Source organism: Amycolatopsis keratiniphila subsp. keratiniphila, assembly GCF_001620365.2.
Classification (GTDB): domain Bacteria; phylum Actinomycetota; class Actinomycetes; order Mycobacteriales; family Pseudonocardiaceae; genus Amycolatopsis; species Amycolatopsis keratiniphila.
In genome coordinates this window covers 160,924-180,173 of the sequence record NZ_LQMT02000034.1, presented here as the reverse complement: position 1 = coordinate 180,173, position 19,250 = coordinate 160,924, and the positions used below count along the sequence as shown (strand labels likewise).

Sequence of the window (19,250 nt, the reverse complement as noted above, 5' to 3'; positions counted from 1 at the left end):
AACCGTAGCAGCCCCGCGGCCCGTTACGCCGGTTGAGCGACGCCTCGCTGGTCACGCCATCCTTACCCGCGCTTCGCCCACCATCACCTGATCGAGGCCGGCATGGTTCTCGTCGGCGCGATCCCACAGGCCGGCCGCCAGTTCGGCGGAGCCTTCAGCGGCCGCGACATTGCCGAGGCCGGTGTAGGCGCGCGCGGCTTCGTACCGGCTTCCGCAGGCCTCCGCCCGGTCCGCGGCGGCACGATAGGCCGAGGCGGCCAGGTCCTGGCGCCCGGCGTGATACCAGGCCCAGCCCAGGCAATTGAGCGCCATGGCGGCGTCGAGGTCCAGCCCCAGTTCGTCGAAGACGGCCAGCGTCCCGGTGGCTATGGCGGCGGCCTCTTCGGACCGCCCCAGCGCGGTCAGCACCAGCGCGATCCCGCGCTCGGTGATCGCGGCGTTGCGGCGATTGCCGTCGCGGACGTAGGACGCGTGCGCCTGCCGGAGATTCCGCAAGGCGTCGTCGTGGTGGCCCCGGTAATGCTCGGCCCAGCCGTTGTGCGCGAGGGTGGTGGTCTCGCCGTGCCCGTCGCCGATCCGCCGGAACAGCGCGAGCGCTTCGCCGTAGCACGCCGAGGCCTCGTCGAGGTCGCCACGATCGACGTGCGCGACCCCGAGGTTGGCGGTGGTGGTGGCCAGCGCCCAGGTGTCCCCGAGCGCCTCGGCGGACGAACGCGCCCATCGATGGGTCGCCAGCCAGGGGTCCCAGAGCTTGGCCACGAAGAAGAAATCGCGGAGGAAGAAGGCGAGCTGCCAGCATCTCTCGTGCTCGCCGCGTTCACCCGCCCTCCGGCACAGGGCCACCAGGCCGGGCCATTCGGCGCGAAACCAGGACATCGCCATCTCGCCGTCGTCCAGCCTGGCCGGTTCCGGCACGCCGGGGTCGAAGACGATCTCCGGGACGTAGCGGTGCGGGGTGAGCTCCCGGTCGGCTCGCGCGGCGGTCCGCACGGCGAAATCGGCGAGTCTGCTGAAGGCTTTCATTCCGTCCTCCGCGTCGGTGAGCACGAATTCGGTGGCGAACGCGCGCAACAGGTCATGGAATCCGTAACGGTCGGAGTCCGGCTGGGTGAGCAGATGGGCTTCGTGCAAACGGTCCAGCAGCCGATCGGCCTCCCGGAACGGAAGCGCGCTCAACGCGCTCGCGGTACGGACGTCGACGTCGGTTCCGGGATGGACGGTGAGCAGCCCGAAAAGTCGCGACTCGGCGGAGCTCAACTGCTGGACGGACAGCCGGAACGCGGCGGCGAGCGAGCGTTCGCCGTCGTCCAACTCGCCGAGGCGGGCCGATTCGTCCGCCAGCCGCCGGTCGAGTTCCACGACGTCCCACGCGGCATGCGCGCGAAGCCGCGCCGCCGCGATCCGGATCGCGAGGGGGAGCCGGGCGCACCGCCGGACCACCCTGGTGACCGCGGGCCCGGCGGGGACGCCGGTGACCGTGGTGAAGAGGTCCACCGCCGTGTCGAGCGGGAGCATGTCCAAGGAGACGTGCGTGGCGTCGTCGAGCGCGCTCAGCCTGGACCTGGAGGTGATCAGCACGCGGCATTTCGGTTCGGCGGGAAGCAGCGGACGCACCTGCGCCGCGCTGACCGCGTTGTCGAGCACCAGCAGCAGGCTGCGGCCGCGAAGCCGGGACCGGTACAGCGCCGCGCGATCGGCCGGTTCGGCCGGGATACGGTCCGCCGGGACGCCGAGCACGCGCAGCAGCCTGTCGTGCACCGCGGCCGGTTCGCCGGCTTCGTCGCGCAGGTCGACGAAAAGGCAGCCGTCGGCGAAGCCGGATTCCAGCCGGTGCGCGCACCGCACCGCCAGTTCCGTTTTGCCGACACCGCCCATACCGGACACGACGCAGACGCCCCCGTCGGCTTCGAGCGCCGCGCGGATCGCGCGCAGTTCGGCCGTCCGCCCGGTGAAGGAGGCGGTCGCCGGTGGCAGGCCGGACGGTCTGACGTCCGGCCGTGTCCGGCGCCGCACGGGTTCGCCGGGCAGCAGCGGTTTCAGTTCTCCTTCCGCGCCGAGTTCCGTTTCGCACAACGCGGCGAGTGCCGGGTTCGGCGCGGAAAGGCCGGTCTCGACTTTGCTGAGGTAACCCTTGCTGTAGTGAGTGCGGGCGGCGAGTTCGGTGAGCGAAAGGCCCGCCGCTTTGCGACGGCGGCGCAACTCCGCTCCGAACGTGGCTCTCTCGTTCATCGGCACCCATCCTCGTCGGAGGATCAGTATGGCCGTGCGGACGATGTTCCGGCAGTGGTTTCCGTCCGCCGGCCGGATCCGCGGATCCGGCCGGCCGACGCGTGCGCATTTCATGCCGGGGTCCTCAGCCGAACACGATGCCGAGCAGGGCCAGGATCAGGCCGATGGCGTGGGTCTGCATGGTCAGTCCACCTCCTTTCCGTATGTGGCGACCTCGGGGGAGACCGGGTTCGCTGGCGCGGTTCCCACCGCGCTGCCGAGCGCCACTCCGATGAGGAGCGCGACCACCCACAGCCAGAAAGCGATCCGTAAGAGCAGCGAAAGCGAGCACTTGACGGTCATTCCGACTCCTTCGGTGAGCGCATGAGGGCAGCACTCGACAACGCGGGAAAACCGCTGGTTGAGGTGTTATCGCCGCGAATTGGGACGGCTCACCAAGAATGCGTCGCCGGTCGGGGAGCGACAAGGAGTTTCCTGTTTCCCGTATGAGCGGGAAAGGAAACCCGAAATAACGATCGGCGATACCCGGCCGCCACCGGCTGGACACGGGCCGCCGGGCTGGCGACTATTGACGACCGTGCTTGAACCACTAGGGGAGGACTGGTGACCGTCAGCGCTGCGGATCTGGCCGGCGAATTGAAGCTGCTTCGGAGGGGCCGGGGAATCGCGGCACCTCAGCTGGCCGAACGGGCGGGCCCCGCGTTACGCGCGGTCTGCGGTGCGTCCGGCAGCGACGGGAACGCGGCGATCCGGCGGACACTGAACGAATGCCTGTCCGGCTGGGCGCGTTCGCTGCCCGAGGATCTGTGCACCGCCGTGCTGGCCGCGCTCGGACTGCACCCGGAGGCGGTGCATCCCTTCTACCAGGATCGGGTGCGCTGGCTGGCCAGGCATCTGCAGCGCGACGAGCGGACCGCCCGCCGCCGGATCGACGACGGCATCGACCGGCTCGCCGAGGTCGCCGTGGCGACCACAAGCGAATCCGACGAGCCTGAACCGGCACTGCCCAGCCGAAGGTGGCACACGGAGGAACTGCGGGTGGCGGTGGCGCTCGACCAGCCGGTGCCGGAGGTCCTCGAATCCCGCCGGATCGTCGCCGACGCCGACGACATCGCCGAACTCGACCTCGCCCTCACCCTGACCGACTCGGTCTACCGGGGCGAGGCCATCGGCAGTGAGGATCTCCGCGTGGACGTGTTCCACGGTGGACGGCTGACCGGACGGGTGATGGAGTCCACCGATCGCGTCGGGCTGGCGTTGCGGTTGCCGAGACCGCTCAAACGGCTGAGCAAACATGAGATCGCCTTGCGGTTCCGGGCGGAGTTCAGGCATCCGCATTTCGTCTGCGTCCCGCGGCATCCGGTCGACCTGTTCGATCTGCACGTCCGGTTCGCCCTGCCGATCCCGGTGGAGGTCGTGCTGCTGGAACGGGTCTTCCAGGACGATGCGAGTGACGAGGCGGCGCGCGGGTTCTCCTTGACACCGGACGCTTCGGGCGAGGTCCACGTCCAGTTCCGGCGCCTGACACCGGGTTTCGCCTATGGGGTGCGCTGGAAGCCGTCGGAGAACTGACTCGCCGCGCCCCTCAGCACCCGTTTCGCCGCGATCGCCTTCTCGGACAGTTCGGTCGCGTGGCCGAGTGTCGCGACGATGTCGTCCGCGGCGGCGTCCACCAGTTCGGTGGCACGCCGGTACTGGTCGCGTCCGCTGAAGGCCAGCGCGAGGCCGAGGTCGAGCCTGCTTTCGAGGGTTTCCGGATGGGTCGAGCCCAGCAAACGGATCTGTGGCTGGAGGATCTCCTCGAGAACTTCGGCTTGGCGACCGAAGTCGCGCAACTGTCCGTGCGCCAGGGCCATGCCGTGCCTGATCCGGTACCGCAAACGGTTTTCGCCGCCGAAGACACGGAGCACGGTCCGTTCGGTCGCGCTCAACGCGATCAGGGCCCGCTCCGGCTGTCCCCGCAGCAGGAGGGCACGGCCTGCCAGAGCCGCGGCGGTCAAGGCCGGCGGGCTCTCGGGGCCGTGACGTCGTCCATACCTGGCTTCGAGTTCACGCAATACGGCGGCGGAGCGGTCCCGGAGGTCGAGCGTGACCGTCGCCTCCGCCCACAGCAATTCGGCTTCGGTGCACTGGAAGTGCTGCACTTTGCCGGTGGCGTGGAAGGCCGCGATCACCTCGGCCGCGACTTCACGTGCTCGCCCCGGCCGATCGTCGAGAAGCAGAGCGCGGGCGTATTCCAGCAGGAGGTCCGCGGGCGGCGAGTCGCGAAATTCCGGCAGGATCTCCTCGACCGAGGCGATGGCCTCCCTCGCTCGGCCTCGGAGACGCAGAGCCTGCGCGATCGCGGGTGACCGGATTTCACCCCGGCCTGGGAGCCCGTTCCAGAACATCCGCTCGCCGGCGGCGTAGTCGCCCTGACAGTCGAATGCCTGTGCGGCGATCAGACTGGCGGCGCATCGCTCGTCGTCGTCGGCCGCGGACGACAACGCGTGCCGGGCATGCCGCACGGCCTCGGGGTACAGCCCGCAGGCGATCTCCACCCGGGCGGCACTCGCGAAGTCCGCGCTCGTCGCGCCTTCGGTGGACAAGATCGCGGCGTGGACCTCACCGGCGGCGAAGAAATCACGGTGCTGTTCGTGAGCGTCCGCGACCGAACGAAGCAGCCGGATCCGGAGCGCCGCGGGTGTGCGCTCGGCGAGAGCGCGGGCATGCTGGAGGAGGAAGTCCCGATATGCGGTGCGATCGCCGGAAAGCAGCCGTAGCAAGGACTTCGCCGCGGACTCGGACAGGTCGCCGGGATCGAGCCCGGCCCTGGCCACCTCCGCCACCAGGGGTTGCAGCCGTAACCCACCGTCCACAAGCGACGCCATACCTCGTTCTTCCAGTTCGCCGACGGCGTCCGCGAAACCGGCTCCGAGCACGTCACGGGCGATGCCGAGCGGAAAGGGAACCGGTGCCAGCATGGCGCCCAGCCGGACGATCCCGGCGGCGACCGGACCGCAGCCGGCGAGCAGGTCGCGGATCGCCTGCGGCGCGGTGTCCGGACGGGAGGCGGGTGGCGCGGCCGAAGTGTTGGCGCGCAGCGTGATCGGATGCCCGCCGCACTGTTCGACGAGACGGAGCACCGCTTCTCGTTCGGCTTCGTCGGCCGGAGCGCGGAACTCGCTGAACAACCTGAGCCCTTCGGCCCGTGACAACCCGGCGAGGTCCAGCGTCGCGACGTCCCACGGAGAATTCCCCACCCGGCTGACGAGCACCGTGGACACGGCGGACGTGGGGAGGAGCAGCCGCTCGAGGGCGTCCGGCGGGAGCCCCGGCGGTACGTCGTCGACGAGGACGAGCACGCGACGCCCGTCGGTGCCGATCCGGTCGGCGACGTGGTCGCGCAGCCGGTCGAAGTCGATGCCCGCCAGGTCGGCGCCCAGCAGGTCCCCGGCCGCGCGGGCCAGCGCGAGGTGGAACTGGGACAGGACCTCTTCCGGCGCGTGCTGCCCGAACGGGCCCAGCCGCAGGACGCCGCCGTCGAACGTGTCCTGGAAGAGGCGGGCGTACTGCTCGGCCAGCACGGTCTTGCCGACACCCGGCAGGCCTCGCACCATCAGCACCGGGTGGGCGTGCAGGCCACGATGGAGCGCCAGGAGTTCGCGATACCGCCCGACCATCCGGGCACGTCCTCGGCGGGAGTCGGCCACCTTACGCCGTACGAGCCCGACAAAGGCGGGCAGATTCCGCGGATCGACCGCGTGTTCGCCGTCCGCTCCCGGATCCACGACCAGGACCCGGTCGGCACGCGAACACAGGACCAGCACGACACGTGAGTTCGCGAGCGCGTCGGCGGATTCGTCGACGGCGGTGTCCCGGAGGACACGGAGCCCCACGTCGCGCAGAGCGGTTTCCCACTCGTCCATCAGCGCCGCGCCGTCCGGGGCGGCCGGCGTGAAACACAACAGGACATCGAAACGATCCGTCATTCGCGCTCTCCCCGTGATCGTGGCGATCCGACAGGGCAGGGATCGATCCAGGGAACGGTTTCGCTACCGAGGATCGCGCCGTGGCGAAAGCTGTCCTTGATCTGCCCGCTTTCCGGCGAACGGCAACGGACAAAACCAGGACAACAATCCCCGGTTCGCAACGCGGCCCCCGATTTCCTCGATTATCGGGCATTCGGACCGCGAACGCCCGGGAGAGGGAACATGGGAATCGCCAGTGACACCACGACCGAGGGAAACGGCACGGCCGGTGCCCTGATCCTCGTCGTGATCGCCGTTCTGTACCTGGGCTATGTCGCCTTCAAGAGACACGGATTCCGGCCGCGGCGCGTGGAAACCACCCTGACCGGGCAGCAGCTGCGGCAGGTTTTCAAGAAGAAGATCGCGGGCAGGGGCTGGTCCGTCGCGGACGACGGCAACCCGATGATCGCCCGTTCCGCGGAAATCGACGGGGTCCGGCTGGGGATCTCCCTCAAGATCTCCGAGTCGGGTGGACGGACCGTCGGTGAACTGGCCGCGATACTGCACAAGAAGAAGATCTTCGGCGACACGGCCAAGGCGTACAGCCTGCGATGGCGGATGAACGGATTCATCGCGCAGGTCCGGCGGCTCGATTCCACCGCGAAAGTGATGGGCTGATCCGATGCCTACCATCGAGACCCGCCCGATCGGCGGCGAAGTCCGGGGATACCGCACTTTGGACACCTTCCCGCGTCCGTCCGGCCGGCTGACCAAAGAGATGCTCGATCCGCTTGTCATGGCGGCGAAGACCGGTGACGAGGACGCGATCGACGCGTTGCTGGCCGTCGTGAAACCGATGCTGGTGCGCTATTGCCGCGCGCGGATGGGCGGGCGCGACCTCTCCTACCTGTCGGCCGACGACGTCGCGCAAGAGGTGTGCCTCGCGGTCTTCAAACTGCTGCCGGTGTACGAGGACCGTGGCGGTTCGTTCCTCTATCTCGTGCGGGCGATCGCGGCCAACAAGGTCGCCGACGCCTTCCGCGCGGTGTCCCGCGACCGGTCCGACCCCGTGCCCGAGCTGCCGGAGGCCGGGCCGGTCCGCAACGAACCCGAAAGCCGCATGCTCGAGGTCGACCTCGGCACGCGGCTGGGCAGGCTCGTCGCCCGGCTCCCGAAGCTGCAGCGGGAGGTGCTCACCTTGCGGATCGTCGTCGGGCTGACCGCCACCGAGACCGCGGCCGCGCTCGGGCTGACGCCGGGGAACGTCCGGGTGAAACAGCACCGGGGGCTGGTGAAGCTGCGTGAACTGGTGCGGGAGGAGGGCGACTTCTCTTGAGCGGGGGTCGTGAGTGGCGTTCGGGTTAGAGCGGACCGGTATCTGCCTACCTGACTGGGCGAGAGTGGTGGTTCCGCGGCTGCCGGGCGCCACGATGGAGGATTTGGGACGTTGAACGTCCCAAATCCTCCATCGTCGCCGGGGACGCCTGGTCTTGGACCTTGGTCAACGGAAGGTTCGGGACACTCAACGTCCCCTCTGCCAACGACGCAATCGACCACCGCGCAGCGCCCGTTCACGCCGACAGCAGAGACCCGCCCAGCCGGATGAGGATTCAGTCGACCGCGCGTGAAGGTCCCCTTCCCTCGGCTCAGCCGAGGAAACTCGACCTTCACACCTTCCCCAAGTACATGATGGCCCCCTTCACTGCGTCTAGCGCAAGGAAGGGGGCCATCATGTACTTACTCCAGCACCGGATCGCCCCAGGCCAGTTCCGGCAGCCACTTGCTCTCCGTCGTACCCGGACGGTGGAACTCCAGCCGGAGCCTCAGCACACCCGTCACGCCGACGTCGATCTTCGCCGGCCTCCCCAGCGCCACCTTGACCTCCGGTGACGGCCGTCCGTCGAGCAGGACGCGGAAGTGTCCGACCTGGAACGGCTCGACCGCGTCGTCGAGGACGCCGGCCACCGAGGTCAGCCTCCGGTAGGCCATCCCGAGATCCACTTCGACGAAGGCGAGCCGCTCCGCTGCCCGCAAGACGATGCTGTCCGCGTAGTGCACGTCGTTGATCCGCGCGCCTTCGGTCCGGATGCCGTCGCTGCACGCCCGCCATTCCAGCCCGGTCGCCAGCGAGGTCTTGCCGGGGCTCGCCGTACTCGTCGCGCCGCCGCGCCACTGGCCGCGTTCTGGCCGCTGGTGCCGGGCCCTGCCGGTGATCGCGGCCAGAAGATCCTCCACACCCTCCTCGGTGAACACGTCGACCGGATACCTCGTGGTGGAGTGCGGGTTGAGGAAGTTCGGGATGTCGTCGACGGACTGCTGCGGGAACACGACCGGAAGGATCCGTTTGAGCTCGCCGCCGAGATCCCTCGTCAGGCGATCGCGGATCCGGGCCGCCTCGAACTGCGAGCCGCGCCCTTCGTCGAAGGCCGCGTTTCCCTCGGCACGGCGTTTGTAGTCCGGCGAGGCGATGACGACCACGAAATTCGCCGTGTCGAGGTGCTTCAACGCCCATAACGACCAGTCGCGACGTTCGCCGTCGTCCCATTGATCAAGGTGTACTTCGAGACCGATCCGGCCGTGCAGGAAATCCGCGAAGCGGCGGACCCGCTCCTTGTGCTCCGGTGAATCATGTGCGTAAGTGACGAACACCTGCGGCGGCTCGTTGTCGGCCATCGAAACTCCTGTCGCGTGAAGGTTGCCCGGCAGGTCGCATTCTCGACGATCGAACGCGCGCGGGCACCCATTGTCTCCCGCTTGTCATCTTTTTGTCTTCGGCGCCTTCGTATGCGCGGCCGTGTCCAGTTTTTGTCGTGTTTTTGTACCTTTTTCGAAAGCGTCGTCGGCCCCTACGATCGGGGCTGTCAAACGGATCGGGGTGCGAAGGGGCGATGGCGCTCGTGTACGAGTACCACCTGTTCATCAGCTATCGCCGAGGCGGAGGCGACGCCCCGGACTGGGTGCGGAATCACTTCCACCCTCGGCTGCAGAGACTTCTGGACGACAATGTCGACTACGACGTCAAGATATTTCTCGAAGACAGTGTCGCCGTCGGCGGGAACTGGCCTCAGGAAGTACGCGACGCGTTGCAGCGTGCCCGGATCCTGATCCCGGTCTGTTCGCCGAAGTACTTTCGCGACGAGCGGTGCATGGCCGAATGGCACACGATGGCGAAGCGGGAGGAAATCGTTGCCCGGGACGGCGTGACGAAGGCGGGCCCGTTGATCTACCCGGTGATCTTCAGTGACTCGGATTACTACCCCGATTGGGCCCACGAACGCCGGATGCGCAGTTTCCGGGACTGGAACAAACCGCATCCGCAGTACCAGAAGACCCCCGAGTACATCGAGTTCGAAGACGAACTGGGGCGGATGGTGGAGGAACTGGTGGAGATCATCGCGCAGGCACCGCCGTGGTCTCCCGAGTGGCCGATCGAGACACCGCCGCCCGAGCCGCCACGACCGTCGAAGCTGCCGAGGTTCTGATCCATGCCGGGAACCGTGGTCACCTTCTACTCCTACAAGGGCGGTGTCGGCCGGAGCTTCACCTTGGCCAATATCGCCGTTCTCCTGGCCCGCTGGGGATATCGGGTGTTGTGCCTGGACTGGGACCTCGAAGCGCCCGGTCTGGACACCTACTTCCGGCCGATGATGAGCGCGCCCCCGTCCGGCGGCGTCATGGACCTGATCGACGACTTCCGGGAAGGCAGGCTGGCTCCGGGCGCGCATACGACCCGGCTGACCGGGAAGGTGAAGCTCGACGTCATCACCGCCGGCCGCGGTGACGACGCCTACGTCCGGCGAGTGCAGGATCTCGACTGGGAAGGCTTGTACGAACAGGGTTTCGGCGACTACCTCGAACAATGCCGTGACCAGTGGACGGCCGCCTACGACTACGTCCTCATCGACAGCCGCACGGGTATCTCCGACATCGGGGGCATCTGCACCGCCCATCTTCCGGACCGGCTCGTCGTCCTCTTCACGGCGAACGTGCAGAGCATGCGGGGCGCGGTCGACATCGCCGAACGCGCCAACGCCGCACGCGACCGCATGCCCTACGACCGTCCACAGCTCACCGTCCTTCCCGTGCTGTCCAGATTCGACGCCCGCGAGGAGTACGCGCGTTCGGAGGAGTGGCGGCGCATCTGTCTCGAAGAGACCAAGGACCTGTTTCGCAGCTGGCTCGACCGCGAGGTCTCACCGGACGTGATGTCGCGTCATCTGACGCTGCCGTACGTCTCGTTCTGGACCTTCGGCGAACAGCTCCCGGTGATGACGGAGATCAGCCCGACCGCCGACCAGATCAGTTTCGCGCTGGAAACGGTCGCGGCGGTCGTCGCGCACGACTTCGACCGGACCGACCTCCTCGCGGAGAACCGGGACGCCTATGTGGCCGCGGTCCGGGCGGAGAAGCGCACCTTCACCCACGACGTCCGGGTCAGCACGACCAGGCCGACGATGTACCTCGCCGAAGAACTCATGAAGTACCTGGTGGAGCTCGGCGTCCGGCCGGTGCTGTCGCTGTCGGGGGAGCGGTCGCTGCTCGAGAAGACCGCGGACGACGCGAAGCATCTGTGCCTGATCGTCGACCGCGAGGTCAGCCGGTGGCAGTCGGCCGAGGTCGAACTGTTCCTGCACCGGACACTCGGGCAGGACCGCCGCGTCGTCCCGGTGCTCACCAAGGGAACCGAGCCGAACAGCCTGCCGGGATACGTCGGCAATCTGCGGCATCTCCGGTTCGGCCCCTCGCGCGGGCCGATGGAGATCGCACGGAATCTCGTGGACCAGCTCACCGGGACGACGGCACTCGTCGAACCGGGTGACCTCGACGTCGCCGGCGTGCTCCGGCAAACCGCGCACGCCCGGCTCCGGCCACTTATGTGGGGATTCGTGGACGAGATCGTCGCCGAGCTGCAGATCGCGATCGGCGCGGGGGACCGGGAACGGGTGCAGGACCTCGCCGAGGAGCTCATGTCGGCGACGCGGGTCCGGGCGACCGCCGCGGCGCGGGGGCATCGCGTGCTCGCCCCGCCGGAGACGCGGGAGGCGATCGAATGGGCCGTTCGCACCTCGGAGGCCAGGGTGACCCGCCAAGGATTCAGCGGATTCCTCGATCAGTAGCAATCAGGTACGGGAAGGATCACGGATGACGGATCGATTGGGACAGAAGCAGACCGCGGCGATGCTCGCGCTGATGGTGGTCGCCCGCGAGGTGTCGAACCCGGAGTTGCGCGAGATCGTCGGCTTCGCCCTCGACGGCAAGGAACGCCGTCAGCTCAACGGCCTCGATCTGGTCGCCAGCGAACAGCGCGGCCGTCCCTTCTACCACGAGCTGACCGAGCGCGGCTGGGCCTGGTGCGAGGAGGAATTGAGCCAGGAAGAGGCGCCGCTGCCCCGGAGCAGCCTGGGCAGTGCCCTGTACGTCGTGCTCGGCGGGCTCGGCAGACATCTCCGGCGCGAGAAACTCCGGCTCGCCGACCTCTTCATGCCCGAGGTCGACCTGACGGTGGAGGAGATCGAGTCCCGGATCCGGATCGCCTACCGCAAACTGTCCCGTTCGCCGCGCGACTGGGTCTCGCTGGTGGAGCTGCGGCCGATGCTCGGCGAAGCGTCCACTGTGGACGTCGACGCGGTCTTGAAGGAGCTCAGCCGGTCGGGACAGGCGCATCTGGTGCCGGAATCGAATCGCAAGGCGCTCACCGCCGCCGATCACGCGGCGGCGATCCGCATCGGCGGTGAGGACAACCATCTGATCTCGATCGAGGCGCCGTGATGGACGAGCTGACCGCGCTCGCGGCCCTGCGGTTCGACTGGGCCGACACTCCCGATCACGTGTGGCGTGACTCGCCGTACCACGTCGACGGCCTGCACACCGGCGTGCTGCAGCAGGTCAGCGCGGGTATCAAGGAGGCCGTCTCCAGCGACGGCCCGAGTCCGATCGGGCTGGTCCTCCAAGGGAAGAAGGGCGTGGGCAAGACCCACCTGCTCGGCCTCGTCCGGAAGCAGGCCCACGGTGTCCGCGGCTATTTCTTCCTCAACGACCTCACGGCGGGCGACGCGTTCTGGGAGAACACCGCCGAGGCGATGCGCCGGGGACTTTCGCGGCTCGACGGCTCCGGCGTGCCCCAGCTCACCAGCTTCCTCCGCCGCGTCTGTCTCCGCGCGAGCCTCGACGCGAACGTCACCAAGAAGATCCTGGACGGGCGTGGCCTGTCGAAGGCCGACGTCGACGCGTTCGTCGACGGGCTGCGCGCCCTCGATCGGGACGTCGCAAGGGAATGCGCCGACACGGCGCGGGCACTGGTGCTCTACGCGAGCGAAGACCCGAGCAAGAACTACGTCGGGGACGACTACCTCGGCGTGTTCCCGGAGTCGAAATCCGGTGACCGCCGCAAATGGGGGATCCGGTCGGACCCCAAATCCGCGAAGACGCAGGTCAGGAACATCACGCGGCTGCTCGCGCTCACCGGCCCGATCGTGATCGCCGTCGATCAGCTCGACACCCTGGTCGCCCGGTCCGCCGTCGGCCAGCGGCAAGTGCACGACAGCGAAGAACAGGACCTGCTCGTCGCCCAGATCGCGGACGGGCTGATGGGCCTGCGGGAAGTGACCAGAAGGACCATGACGGTGCTCGCGTGTCTCCCCGGCACGTGGGAGCTGCTCAAGGCGAAGGCCACCGACACCGTCCCGGATCGCTTCCGTGAAGCCCTGATCCTCGGCCGGGTCACCGATGCCGAAGTCGGCAGGGCCCTGGTCGAGAAGCGGCTTGGGGTCGCGTACGAGGCGATGAAGTTCGTGCCTCCCTATCCCACTTGGCCGGTGTCTCCGTCCGCCTTCGACGGGGAATGGGAGGAGATGTCGCCGCGAGACGTCCTGAAACGGATCGGTGCGCATATCGATGCCTGCGTCCGGGCGGGCCGGGTGATCGAGCTGACCACGTTCGACGAAGGCGGTGTGCGCTCGGCCGGGCCGCCGCGTCCGGCGATGGCCGCCGATCGGTTCGCGGAACTGGACAAGCGGTTCGAGGAATACCGGTCCGAGGCCGAGCCGTCGGCGTTGCTGGATCCGAAGGTCGAGGACAAGGTCATGCCCCGGCTGCTGTCGGCCGCGATCCGGGGATGGATCACCGAGGTCGGCAACGACAACATGGAATGGGTCCATGGCGCGAAGAGCGACCGGAACGAGCTGCACGCCTGGCTCACCCGAACGGTGGACGAAGCGTCGGACCTGGAGGAACACTGGGCGTTCCGGGCCATCGCGGCGTCGCATCACATCGCCGCGCTGCACCGGTTCCGCAAGGCGCGATCGGCGGCCGGGGTCCGGAAGGGCGCGGAGAACCGGCATCTGGTGCTGCTGCGCAACCCGGCGTGGTCGCCAGGGGTGAAGACCCAGGCGGAACTCAAGGAATTCTTCAAGCAGGGCGGTAAATCCCGGGGAATGTCCGATGCGGACGTCCGCACGTTCTGGGCACTGGACAAGATGTTCGCCGAGGGAAGCCGGGAACTGCACGAGTGGCTCGTCGACCGCCGGCCCGCCGGCCGGTCGGAACTCCTCGCGGAAGTCCTGCCGGAACCGTCGCCACGGGCGGCGTCCACTGAGGCGACCCCGGCGGCGGAAGGCGAGATCACCCTCGGGACCGTGTCCGGCAGCGGGAAACCGGTCCGGATCGAACTGGCGGCCCTGCGCAAGCACGCCGCGGTGTTCGCGGGTTCGGGTTCCGGGAAGACGGTGCTGCTGCGGCGGATCGTGGAGGAGTGCGCGCTGCGGGGCGTTTCCGCGATCGTGCTGGACCCGAACAACGACCTCGCCCGCCTCGGCGACGCCTGGCCGGAGCCGCCCGAGGCCTGGGGAGCGGACGACGCCGAACTCGCCAAGCGCTACCTGGCCGAGACCGACGTCGTCGTGTGGACGCCGGGACGGGCGGGCGGCAGGCCGCTCGCGTTCCAGCCGTTGCCCGATTTCGCCGGTGTCCTCGACGACGAGGACGAGTTCAACGCGGCCGTCGAGGTCGCGGTGGCGACCCTCGCACCCCAGGTGAAACTGACCGGCAGCACGGGGAAGGCCACCGTCGGGCTCGCGGTGCTGCGGCAGGCCGTCGTGCACCACGCCAGGACCGGATCAAGGAGCCTGCCCGGGCTCATCGAGGTGCTCGAAGACCTGCCCGACGGGGTGAGCACGTTGAACGACGGGCGAAAGCGGGCGGCCGAGTTGGCCGAGCTGCTGAAGGCCTCCATGGTCAACGACCCGCTCCTGGCGGGTGGCGGCGAGCCGGTCGATCCGGCGCTCCTGCTCGCTCCCGGGGAAGGCAAGCGGGCAAGGGTTTCGGTGATCAGCTTCATCGGGCTGCCTTCGGAGAAGCAGCGGCAGAACTTCGTCAACCAGCTCCAGATGGAACTTTTCGCCTGGGCCAAGCGGAATCCGGCAGGCGACCGGCCGCTCGGCGCCCTCTTCGTCATGGACGAGGCGCAGATGCTCGCCGCGTCGGGGACGCTCACGGCGAGCACCCGCAGCACCATCGTGCTCGCCTCGCAGGCGCGGAAGTACGGCCTGGGACTGCTGTTCGCGACACAGGCGCCGAAGGGGCTGCACAACCAGGTCGTCGGCAACGCGATGACGCAGTTCTTCGGCAGGCTCAACAGCCCGGCGCAGATCGCCGCCGCCAACGAACTCGCCAGGGCCAAGGGCAGCCCCGTCGACGACATCTCGCGGCTGGAACGCGCCCAGTTCTACGTGTCGGGGGAGGCGTTCGGCTTCCAGCGGGTGACCACCCCGCTGTGCCTCACCCACCATCCGGCCAGCCCGCTCAGCGTCGAGGAGGTGCTCGCCCGCGCCCGCGGCGAAGCCGAGTGAAACCACAGCCCGTACGCATCGACAACTGTGCTCGCTGGAAAGGATTTCGCACCATGGCAGGAATCTTCATCACCGTCCGAGCCGGTGACGGCCAGGACCGGCTCCGCGGTCTCGACCGGAGTCTCGGTCACGTGTTCGGAAAGGACCGGATCGTCCGGTCCGGCGACGCCGCGTCCGTCCTCGTGGTGCCGATCGGCACCGAGGGGCTCGACGACGCGGTCCAAGAAGAGATCGCCGAGGCCTCGCGGCTCGGGAAGAAGATCGTCGCGGTCCTGGTGGACGACGCCGTCATGCCCGGGGAGATCGTCGCTGATTCCCACCGGCGGCTCCGCGGACGCACGGCGGAGCAGGACATCGCGGGCCTGATCACCGAACTGACCCGGGTCGCCCCGGAGCTGGGCATCGGTGTCGTGCCGGGCCTCCAAGACCTGGCCGAGTGGCTCGAATCTTGGCGGGACGAAACGCGTCCCGTCCTGCCCGAGAGCCTCCCGGTGCTCGGCCGGGCCCGCGAAATGGACCGGCTGTGCGACTGGCTGGACGCGGAGCCGTCGGTCCTGCCCGTGTACGCGGGCAGCCGTACCGAGGCCGCGGCGTTCGTCGCGACCACGGTGGCGGCCCACCGCCCGGGGCTCCGGGCGGTCCGGGTGTCGACCCCGGAGGCTTGGCGTCAGTGCCGCGACCTGGACGGGCCGTTCGTCGCCGTGGTGGACGGCGTCGAGGTGGGGGAGGAGAGGATCGGCGGCCATGTCGTGGCGGTGCGGAGCACGCCGGACCGCGACGGCGCCGATGTCCTGGTGCTGCCCCGGATTCCGCGCGACGAGGCGGCGGAAGCGTTCGCGGCGGCCGGTGTCCCGTCCGCCGACGCGACCGCCTGCGCGGACCTCGCCCGGCGGAGTCTCGGTGCCCTGCGCCGCAAGCTCGCCGTCGCCGGTGACTTCCCGAAGTGGGTGAACCCGCTGGAGCGTGATCTCGCCGCGCCGCTGCTGCTGATCGGCCGGTGGTCGGCGGGATCGCGGCACGACTTGGATGAGATCGCCGCCATCGCCGGCCGGGAGACCGACGAGCTCACGCGGTTCTTCGCCAGGGCCGAGTCCGGCGAAGACCCGCTGCTCGCCCGCTCGGGCGACGTCGTGCGGCTGGCGGATCCGCACGACGCTTGGGCGCTTCTCCACGGCAGGCTGAGCGCGCAGGATCTGCGGCGCTGGCACGAGGAAGCCGTCAAGGTGCTCACCGAGCGGGAGCCGGGGCGGAAGTGGTCGGCGGAGATGAGGCACGGGCTGGCGCGGAGTGCCGCGCTGCTGGCCGCCGAGGGGACGACGGCGCTCTCCGGTGGCGTCTCGGGCGCCGACCACGCCACGCGGCTCGTCCGCGAAGTTCTCGGGCGGGCTAACGAGGACGGAGAGCTTTGGCAGGCGCTCGCCGACGTGCTGCCCTTGCTCGCCGAAGCCGCTCCTCACGAGTTCCTCAGTGCCGTCGACCACGCGCTGACCAGCGATCCGTCGCCGCTGTGCGGCACCTCCGAAGGGCTGATCGCGGCCTTGGAAACGGTCGGCTGGTCCGAGGACGCGTTGCCGATGGCGGTCTCCCTGCTGGCCGAGCTGACGCGGCCGGGACGCGAGGCGGGCGACCGGCCGCTCGAATCCCTGATCACCCTCGTGCAGCCGTGGTATCCGTACCTCGACCTGCCCGGCGGGCAGCGGACGGAACTGGTCAAGGCGATCGGCCGTCGCTCGCCGGAAGCGGGCTGGCGCCTGGCTCTCGCGCTGCTGCGCGGCCCGCGAGGACATCTGCTCGCGAGCCCGAGGCGGCCCCAGGTCCGTCTCGAATGGACGGTCCCGGCGGCGCCGGTGGCCGTCGCCGACGGGCCGGAGTTCGAGGACGAGCTGGTCGCCTCGGCGTTGTCGGCGCTGGCGGAACGGCCGTATCGGTGGTGCGAGTTCTTCGAGCGGCTGCCCGAGCTGAACGCCGCGCAGTGGGACCGCGTCGTGGAAGCCTTCACCCGGCTGGACACCGAACGGCTCTCGGCGGACGAACGCCTTCGCCTGTGGGGCCTGCTCACCGGGGTGACCGCCGAGCACCGTCATCACGCCGGCGCCGGCTGGACGCTGCCGGAGGAGTTGCTGCAATGGCTGGAATCCTGCGCCGAGCTGATCGAGCCCGCGGTCAATCCCGGACGGCACGGCCTGTTGTTCGGCCGGAACCCGTACCTGGACGGCGGCGAATCCCTCGACCCGGAGGCGCGTGAAGCGGAGATCGGGCGCCTGCGCCGTGACGCCGTCGGCGGTGTCCTGCGCGAGCACGGTGCCGCCGGGCTGAGCGCGCTCGCCGCCGAGAGTGCCCTGCCCAGGCTGGTCGGTGTGGTCGCGGCCCACGTCGCCGCGGACGACCTCCGGGAAGACGCGCTCGCGGAGCTCGGGCGTGAGGACTGGGCGGCGGGCTGGGCCGGGGAGATGGCCCGGTCCCAGGGTGGAGAGTGGCGGCAGGAGGTCGCGACCCAGCTCAAGGAGCAGGACCGGCTGGTCGACTATCTCCTGGCCATTCCGGTGGATCACGCGCTGGAGCTCTTCGATTCCGCCGACGAAGAGGTTCTCGAGGGCTACTGGACGCACGTCGGTCCGTGGCCGCTTCCCGAGGGACAGGAATCGTTCTTCGTCACGCAACTCGCGCGGCGTCGGCCGTGGGCCGCGGTCAAGGCGCTCGCCGCGGGGGTGCGCGACGGGGCGGCCCTGCCCGCGTCCCTGATCGAGGAAGTGCTGCTCCAGGCGTCCGCCGACGGTGTCGAGGCCCCCGACCGCAAGGCCGTCGCGAACGTCGGTCCGCTGCTGGACCAGCTGGCCGAGGCCGGTGGTTCGGACGTCGCGGTCGCCCGGCTGGAGCTGCGGTTCCACGCGGCGCTCAAACACCACCGGAAACCGCGGAGCCTCCAGCGGATCCTCGCCGAGAACCCCGGCGCGTTCGTCGATCTCTGCACCCGGATCCAGCCCTCGGAGGACGGCGCGCCGAGCGTCGAACTGGTCGGCGCCTGGCTGACGATCTTCGAGACGCGCACCATGCCGGGGACCGACGCCGCCGCCCTCAAAACCTGGGTTTCACGTGCCCGCACGGAGTTCGCCGAACGAGGGCGGGCCGAGTTCGGCGACCGGGCGATCGGCACCCTGCTGGCGAGCGGTTCCCCTCTTTCCGACGACGGGTGGCCGCCGGAGCCGGTCCGGGACGTCTTGGACGTCGCCGACGGCGGGTACCTCCGAGAGGGCTTCGCCACCGGATTGACCGTCCAGGACGGCGACGCGGGGGAACTCGCGCAGCGTCATCGCGGCTGGGCGCGGCGGATCAACGTCGGCTGGCCGCGAGTCGCCGCCCTCCTGCGTGAGCACGCCGACGACCTGGCACGACGCGGGTAGCGGTCGGCCGGGTGGAGGGGTCGAGCGGCTCCTCCACCCGGCACGCCTCGTAGGCTGGACGGGTGACCGGGACGACGACGGCCGAGGTGCTGGCCGAACTGGCCGCGCTCGAGGATCCGCGCGCACGCCAGGTGAACGAGAAGCACGGCGACGACCACGGGGTGAACCTCGGCAAGCTGCGTGCGCTCGCCAAACGGCTGAAAACCCAGCAAGACCTCGCGCTGGAGCTCTGGGCGACGGACGACACCGCCGCGAAACTGCTCGCGCTCCTCATCTGCCGCCCGAAGGCGTTCGGGCGCGACGATCTGGACCGCATGGTGCGCGAGGCCCGCACCCCGAAGGTGCACGACTGGCTCGTGAACTACGTGGTCAAGAAGAATCCGCACGCCGAAGAGCTGCGCCTGGCGTGGTTCGCCGATGCGGACCCCGTCGTCGCGAGCGCCGGCTGGGCGCTGACCACCGAACGCGTGGCGAAGAAACCCGAGGGCCTCGACCTCGGCGGGCTGCTCGACGTCATCGAGGCGAAGATGAAGACCGCGCCGGATCGCCTGCAGTGGGCGATGAACCACTGCCTCGCGCAGATCGGCATCGAGCACGCGGAGCACCGGACCCGGGCGATCGGCATCGGGGAGCGGCTGGAAGTGCTCAAGGACTATCCGACCCCGCCGAACTGCACTTCGCCGTTCGCGCCCGTCTGGATCGCGGAGATGGTGCGGCGGCAAGACCCCGCGCGTTCGTGAGTGATGCGGCGGAAGGCCGGCTCGCGGTCGTGTTGCGAAAGCCACTTTCGCAACCTTCAACGTTGCGAAAGTGGCTTTCGCAAC

At 69.2% G+C, this 19,250-nt stretch carries 13 protein-coding genes; 9 read left to right on the top strand and 4 right to left on the bottom strand.

Annotated features, from left to right (window positions below; all coding sequences use genetic code 11):
• Positions 1-51: 51 nt before the first annotated feature.
• Positions 52-2,229, bottom strand: a complete 2,178-nt coding sequence (locus tag AVR91_RS32720) for an ATP-binding protein (RefSeq protein WP_063271515.1) — start codon at positions 2,227-2,229, stop codon at positions 52-54.
• 183 nt (positions 2,230-2,412) lie between these two features.
• A complete protein-coding gene (locus AVR91_RS43215) occupies positions 2,413-2,571 on the bottom strand; it encodes a hypothetical protein (protein ID WP_157376246.1) in 159 nt (52 codons plus the stop codon).
• Between the two features lie 261 nt (positions 2,572-2,832).
• Here AVR91_RS43215 and AVR91_RS32715 point away from each other — a divergent pair, with 261 nt between their 5' ends.
• Positions 2,833-3,801 carry a hypothetical protein gene (locus AVR91_RS32715; protein WP_143254175.1) on the top strand — a complete coding sequence of 323 codons (969 nt, stop codon included), beginning with the start codon at positions 2,833-2,835 and terminating at the stop codon, positions 3,799-3,801.
• Here the strand turns inward: AVR91_RS32715 and AVR91_RS32710 are convergent.
• A complete protein-coding gene (locus AVR91_RS32710; RefSeq protein ID WP_063271506.1) occupies positions 3,768-6,200 on the bottom strand; it encodes a hypothetical protein in 2,433 nt (810 codons plus the stop codon). The two genes, AVR91_RS32715 and AVR91_RS32710, sit on opposite strands and share 34 nt — an antisense overlap.
• A 222-nt stretch (positions 6,201-6,422) precedes the next feature.
• Between AVR91_RS32710 and AVR91_RS32705 the strand changes: the two genes are divergently transcribed.
• Positions 6,423-6,857, top strand: coding sequence for a hypothetical protein (locus AVR91_RS32705; protein WP_063271507.1), 435 nt, complete (start codon positions 6,423-6,425; stop codon positions 6,855-6,857).
• Between the two features lie 4 nt (positions 6,858-6,861).
• Entirely contained in the window at positions 6,862-7,515 is a 654-nt protein-coding gene (gene shbA, locus AVR91_RS32700) for an RNA polymerase sigma factor ShbA (protein ID WP_063271508.1), read from the top strand.
• A gap of 401 nt (positions 7,516-7,916) precedes the next feature.
• Here shbA and AVR91_RS32695 read toward each other — a convergent pair whose 3' ends face one another.
• Complete coding sequence (locus AVR91_RS32695) at positions 7,917-8,852, bottom strand: SEFIR domain-containing protein (RefSeq protein ID WP_063271509.1); 936 nt, start codon at positions 8,850-8,852, stop codon at positions 7,917-7,919.
• 215 nt (positions 8,853-9,067) lie between these two features.
• Between AVR91_RS32695 and AVR91_RS32690 the strand changes: the two genes are divergently transcribed.
• From AVR91_RS32690 to AVR91_RS32665, 6 genes are all read left to right on the top strand, one after another.
• Positions 9,068-9,661 (top strand): TIR domain-containing protein, encoded by a 594-nt coding sequence (locus AVR91_RS32690; protein WP_228709406.1) that lies wholly within the window; start codon positions 9,068-9,070, stop codon positions 9,659-9,661.
• A gap of 3 nt (positions 9,662-9,664) precedes the next feature.
• Positions 9,665-11,296, top strand: coding sequence for a CATRA system-associated protein (locus AVR91_RS32685; protein ID WP_063271510.1), 1,632 nt, complete (start codon positions 9,665-9,667; stop codon positions 11,294-11,296).
• A gap of 25 nt (positions 11,297-11,321) precedes the next feature.
• Positions 11,322-11,948, top strand: a complete 627-nt coding sequence (locus AVR91_RS32680) for a hypothetical protein (RefSeq protein WP_063271511.1) — start codon at positions 11,322-11,324, stop codon at positions 11,946-11,948.
• Entirely contained in the window at positions 11,948-15,025 is a 3,078-nt protein-coding gene (locus tag AVR91_RS32675) for an ATP-binding protein (RefSeq protein WP_063271512.1), read from the top strand. The genes AVR91_RS32680 and AVR91_RS32675 overlap by 1 nt, the downstream gene beginning before the upstream one ends.
• A 53-nt stretch (positions 15,026-15,078) precedes the next feature.
• Positions 15,079-18,426: a hypothetical protein gene (locus AVR91_RS32670; RefSeq protein ID WP_063271513.1), complete on the top strand. Its 3,348-nt coding sequence runs from the start codon at positions 15,079-15,081 to the stop codon at positions 18,424-18,426.
• 62 nt (positions 18,427-18,488) lie between these two features.
• Entirely contained in the window at positions 18,489-19,166 is a 678-nt protein-coding gene (locus AVR91_RS32665; protein WP_063271514.1) for a DNA alkylation repair protein, read from the top strand.
• Positions 19,167-19,250: the final 84 nt, after the last annotated feature.

Coding starts and splice junctions, on each gene's coding strand:
- AVR91_RS32690 (WP_228709406.1), top strand. CDS start 9,068: ATGGCGCTCGTGTACGAGTACCACCTGTTCATCAGCTATCGCCGAGGC.
- AVR91_RS32695 (WP_063271509.1), bottom strand. CDS start 8,852: ATGGCCGACAACGAGCCGCCGCAGGTGTTCGTCACTTACGCACATGAT.
- AVR91_RS32685 (WP_063271510.1), top strand. CDS start 9,665: ATGCCGGGAACCGTGGTCACCTTCTACTCCTACAAGGGCGGTGTCGGC.
- AVR91_RS32680 (WP_063271511.1), top strand. CDS start 11,322: ATGACGGATCGATTGGGACAGAAGCAGACCGCGGCGATGCTCGCGCTG.
- AVR91_RS32670 (WP_063271513.1), top strand. CDS start 15,079: ATGGCAGGAATCTTCATCACCGTCCGAGCCGGTGACGGCCAGGACCGG.
- AVR91_RS43215 (WP_157376246.1), bottom strand. CDS start 2,571: ATGACCGTCAAGTGCTCGCTTTCGCTGCTCTTACGGATCGCTTTCTGG.
- AVR91_RS32720 (WP_063271515.1), bottom strand. CDS start 2,229: ATGAACGAGAGAGCCACGTTCGGAGCGGAGTTGCGCCGCCGTCGCAAA.
- shbA (WP_063271508.1), top strand. CDS start 6,862: ATGCCTACCATCGAGACCCGCCCGATCGGCGGCGAAGTCCGGGGATAC.
- AVR91_RS32675 (WP_063271512.1), top strand. CDS start 11,948: ATGGACGAGCTGACCGCGCTCGCGGCCCTGCGGTTCGACTGGGCCGAC.
- AVR91_RS32710 (WP_063271506.1), bottom strand. CDS start 6,200: ATGACGGATCGTTTCGATGTCCTGTTGTGTTTCACGCCGGCCGCCCCG.
- AVR91_RS32705 (WP_063271507.1), top strand. CDS start 6,423: ATGGGAATCGCCAGTGACACCACGACCGAGGGAAACGGCACGGCCGGT.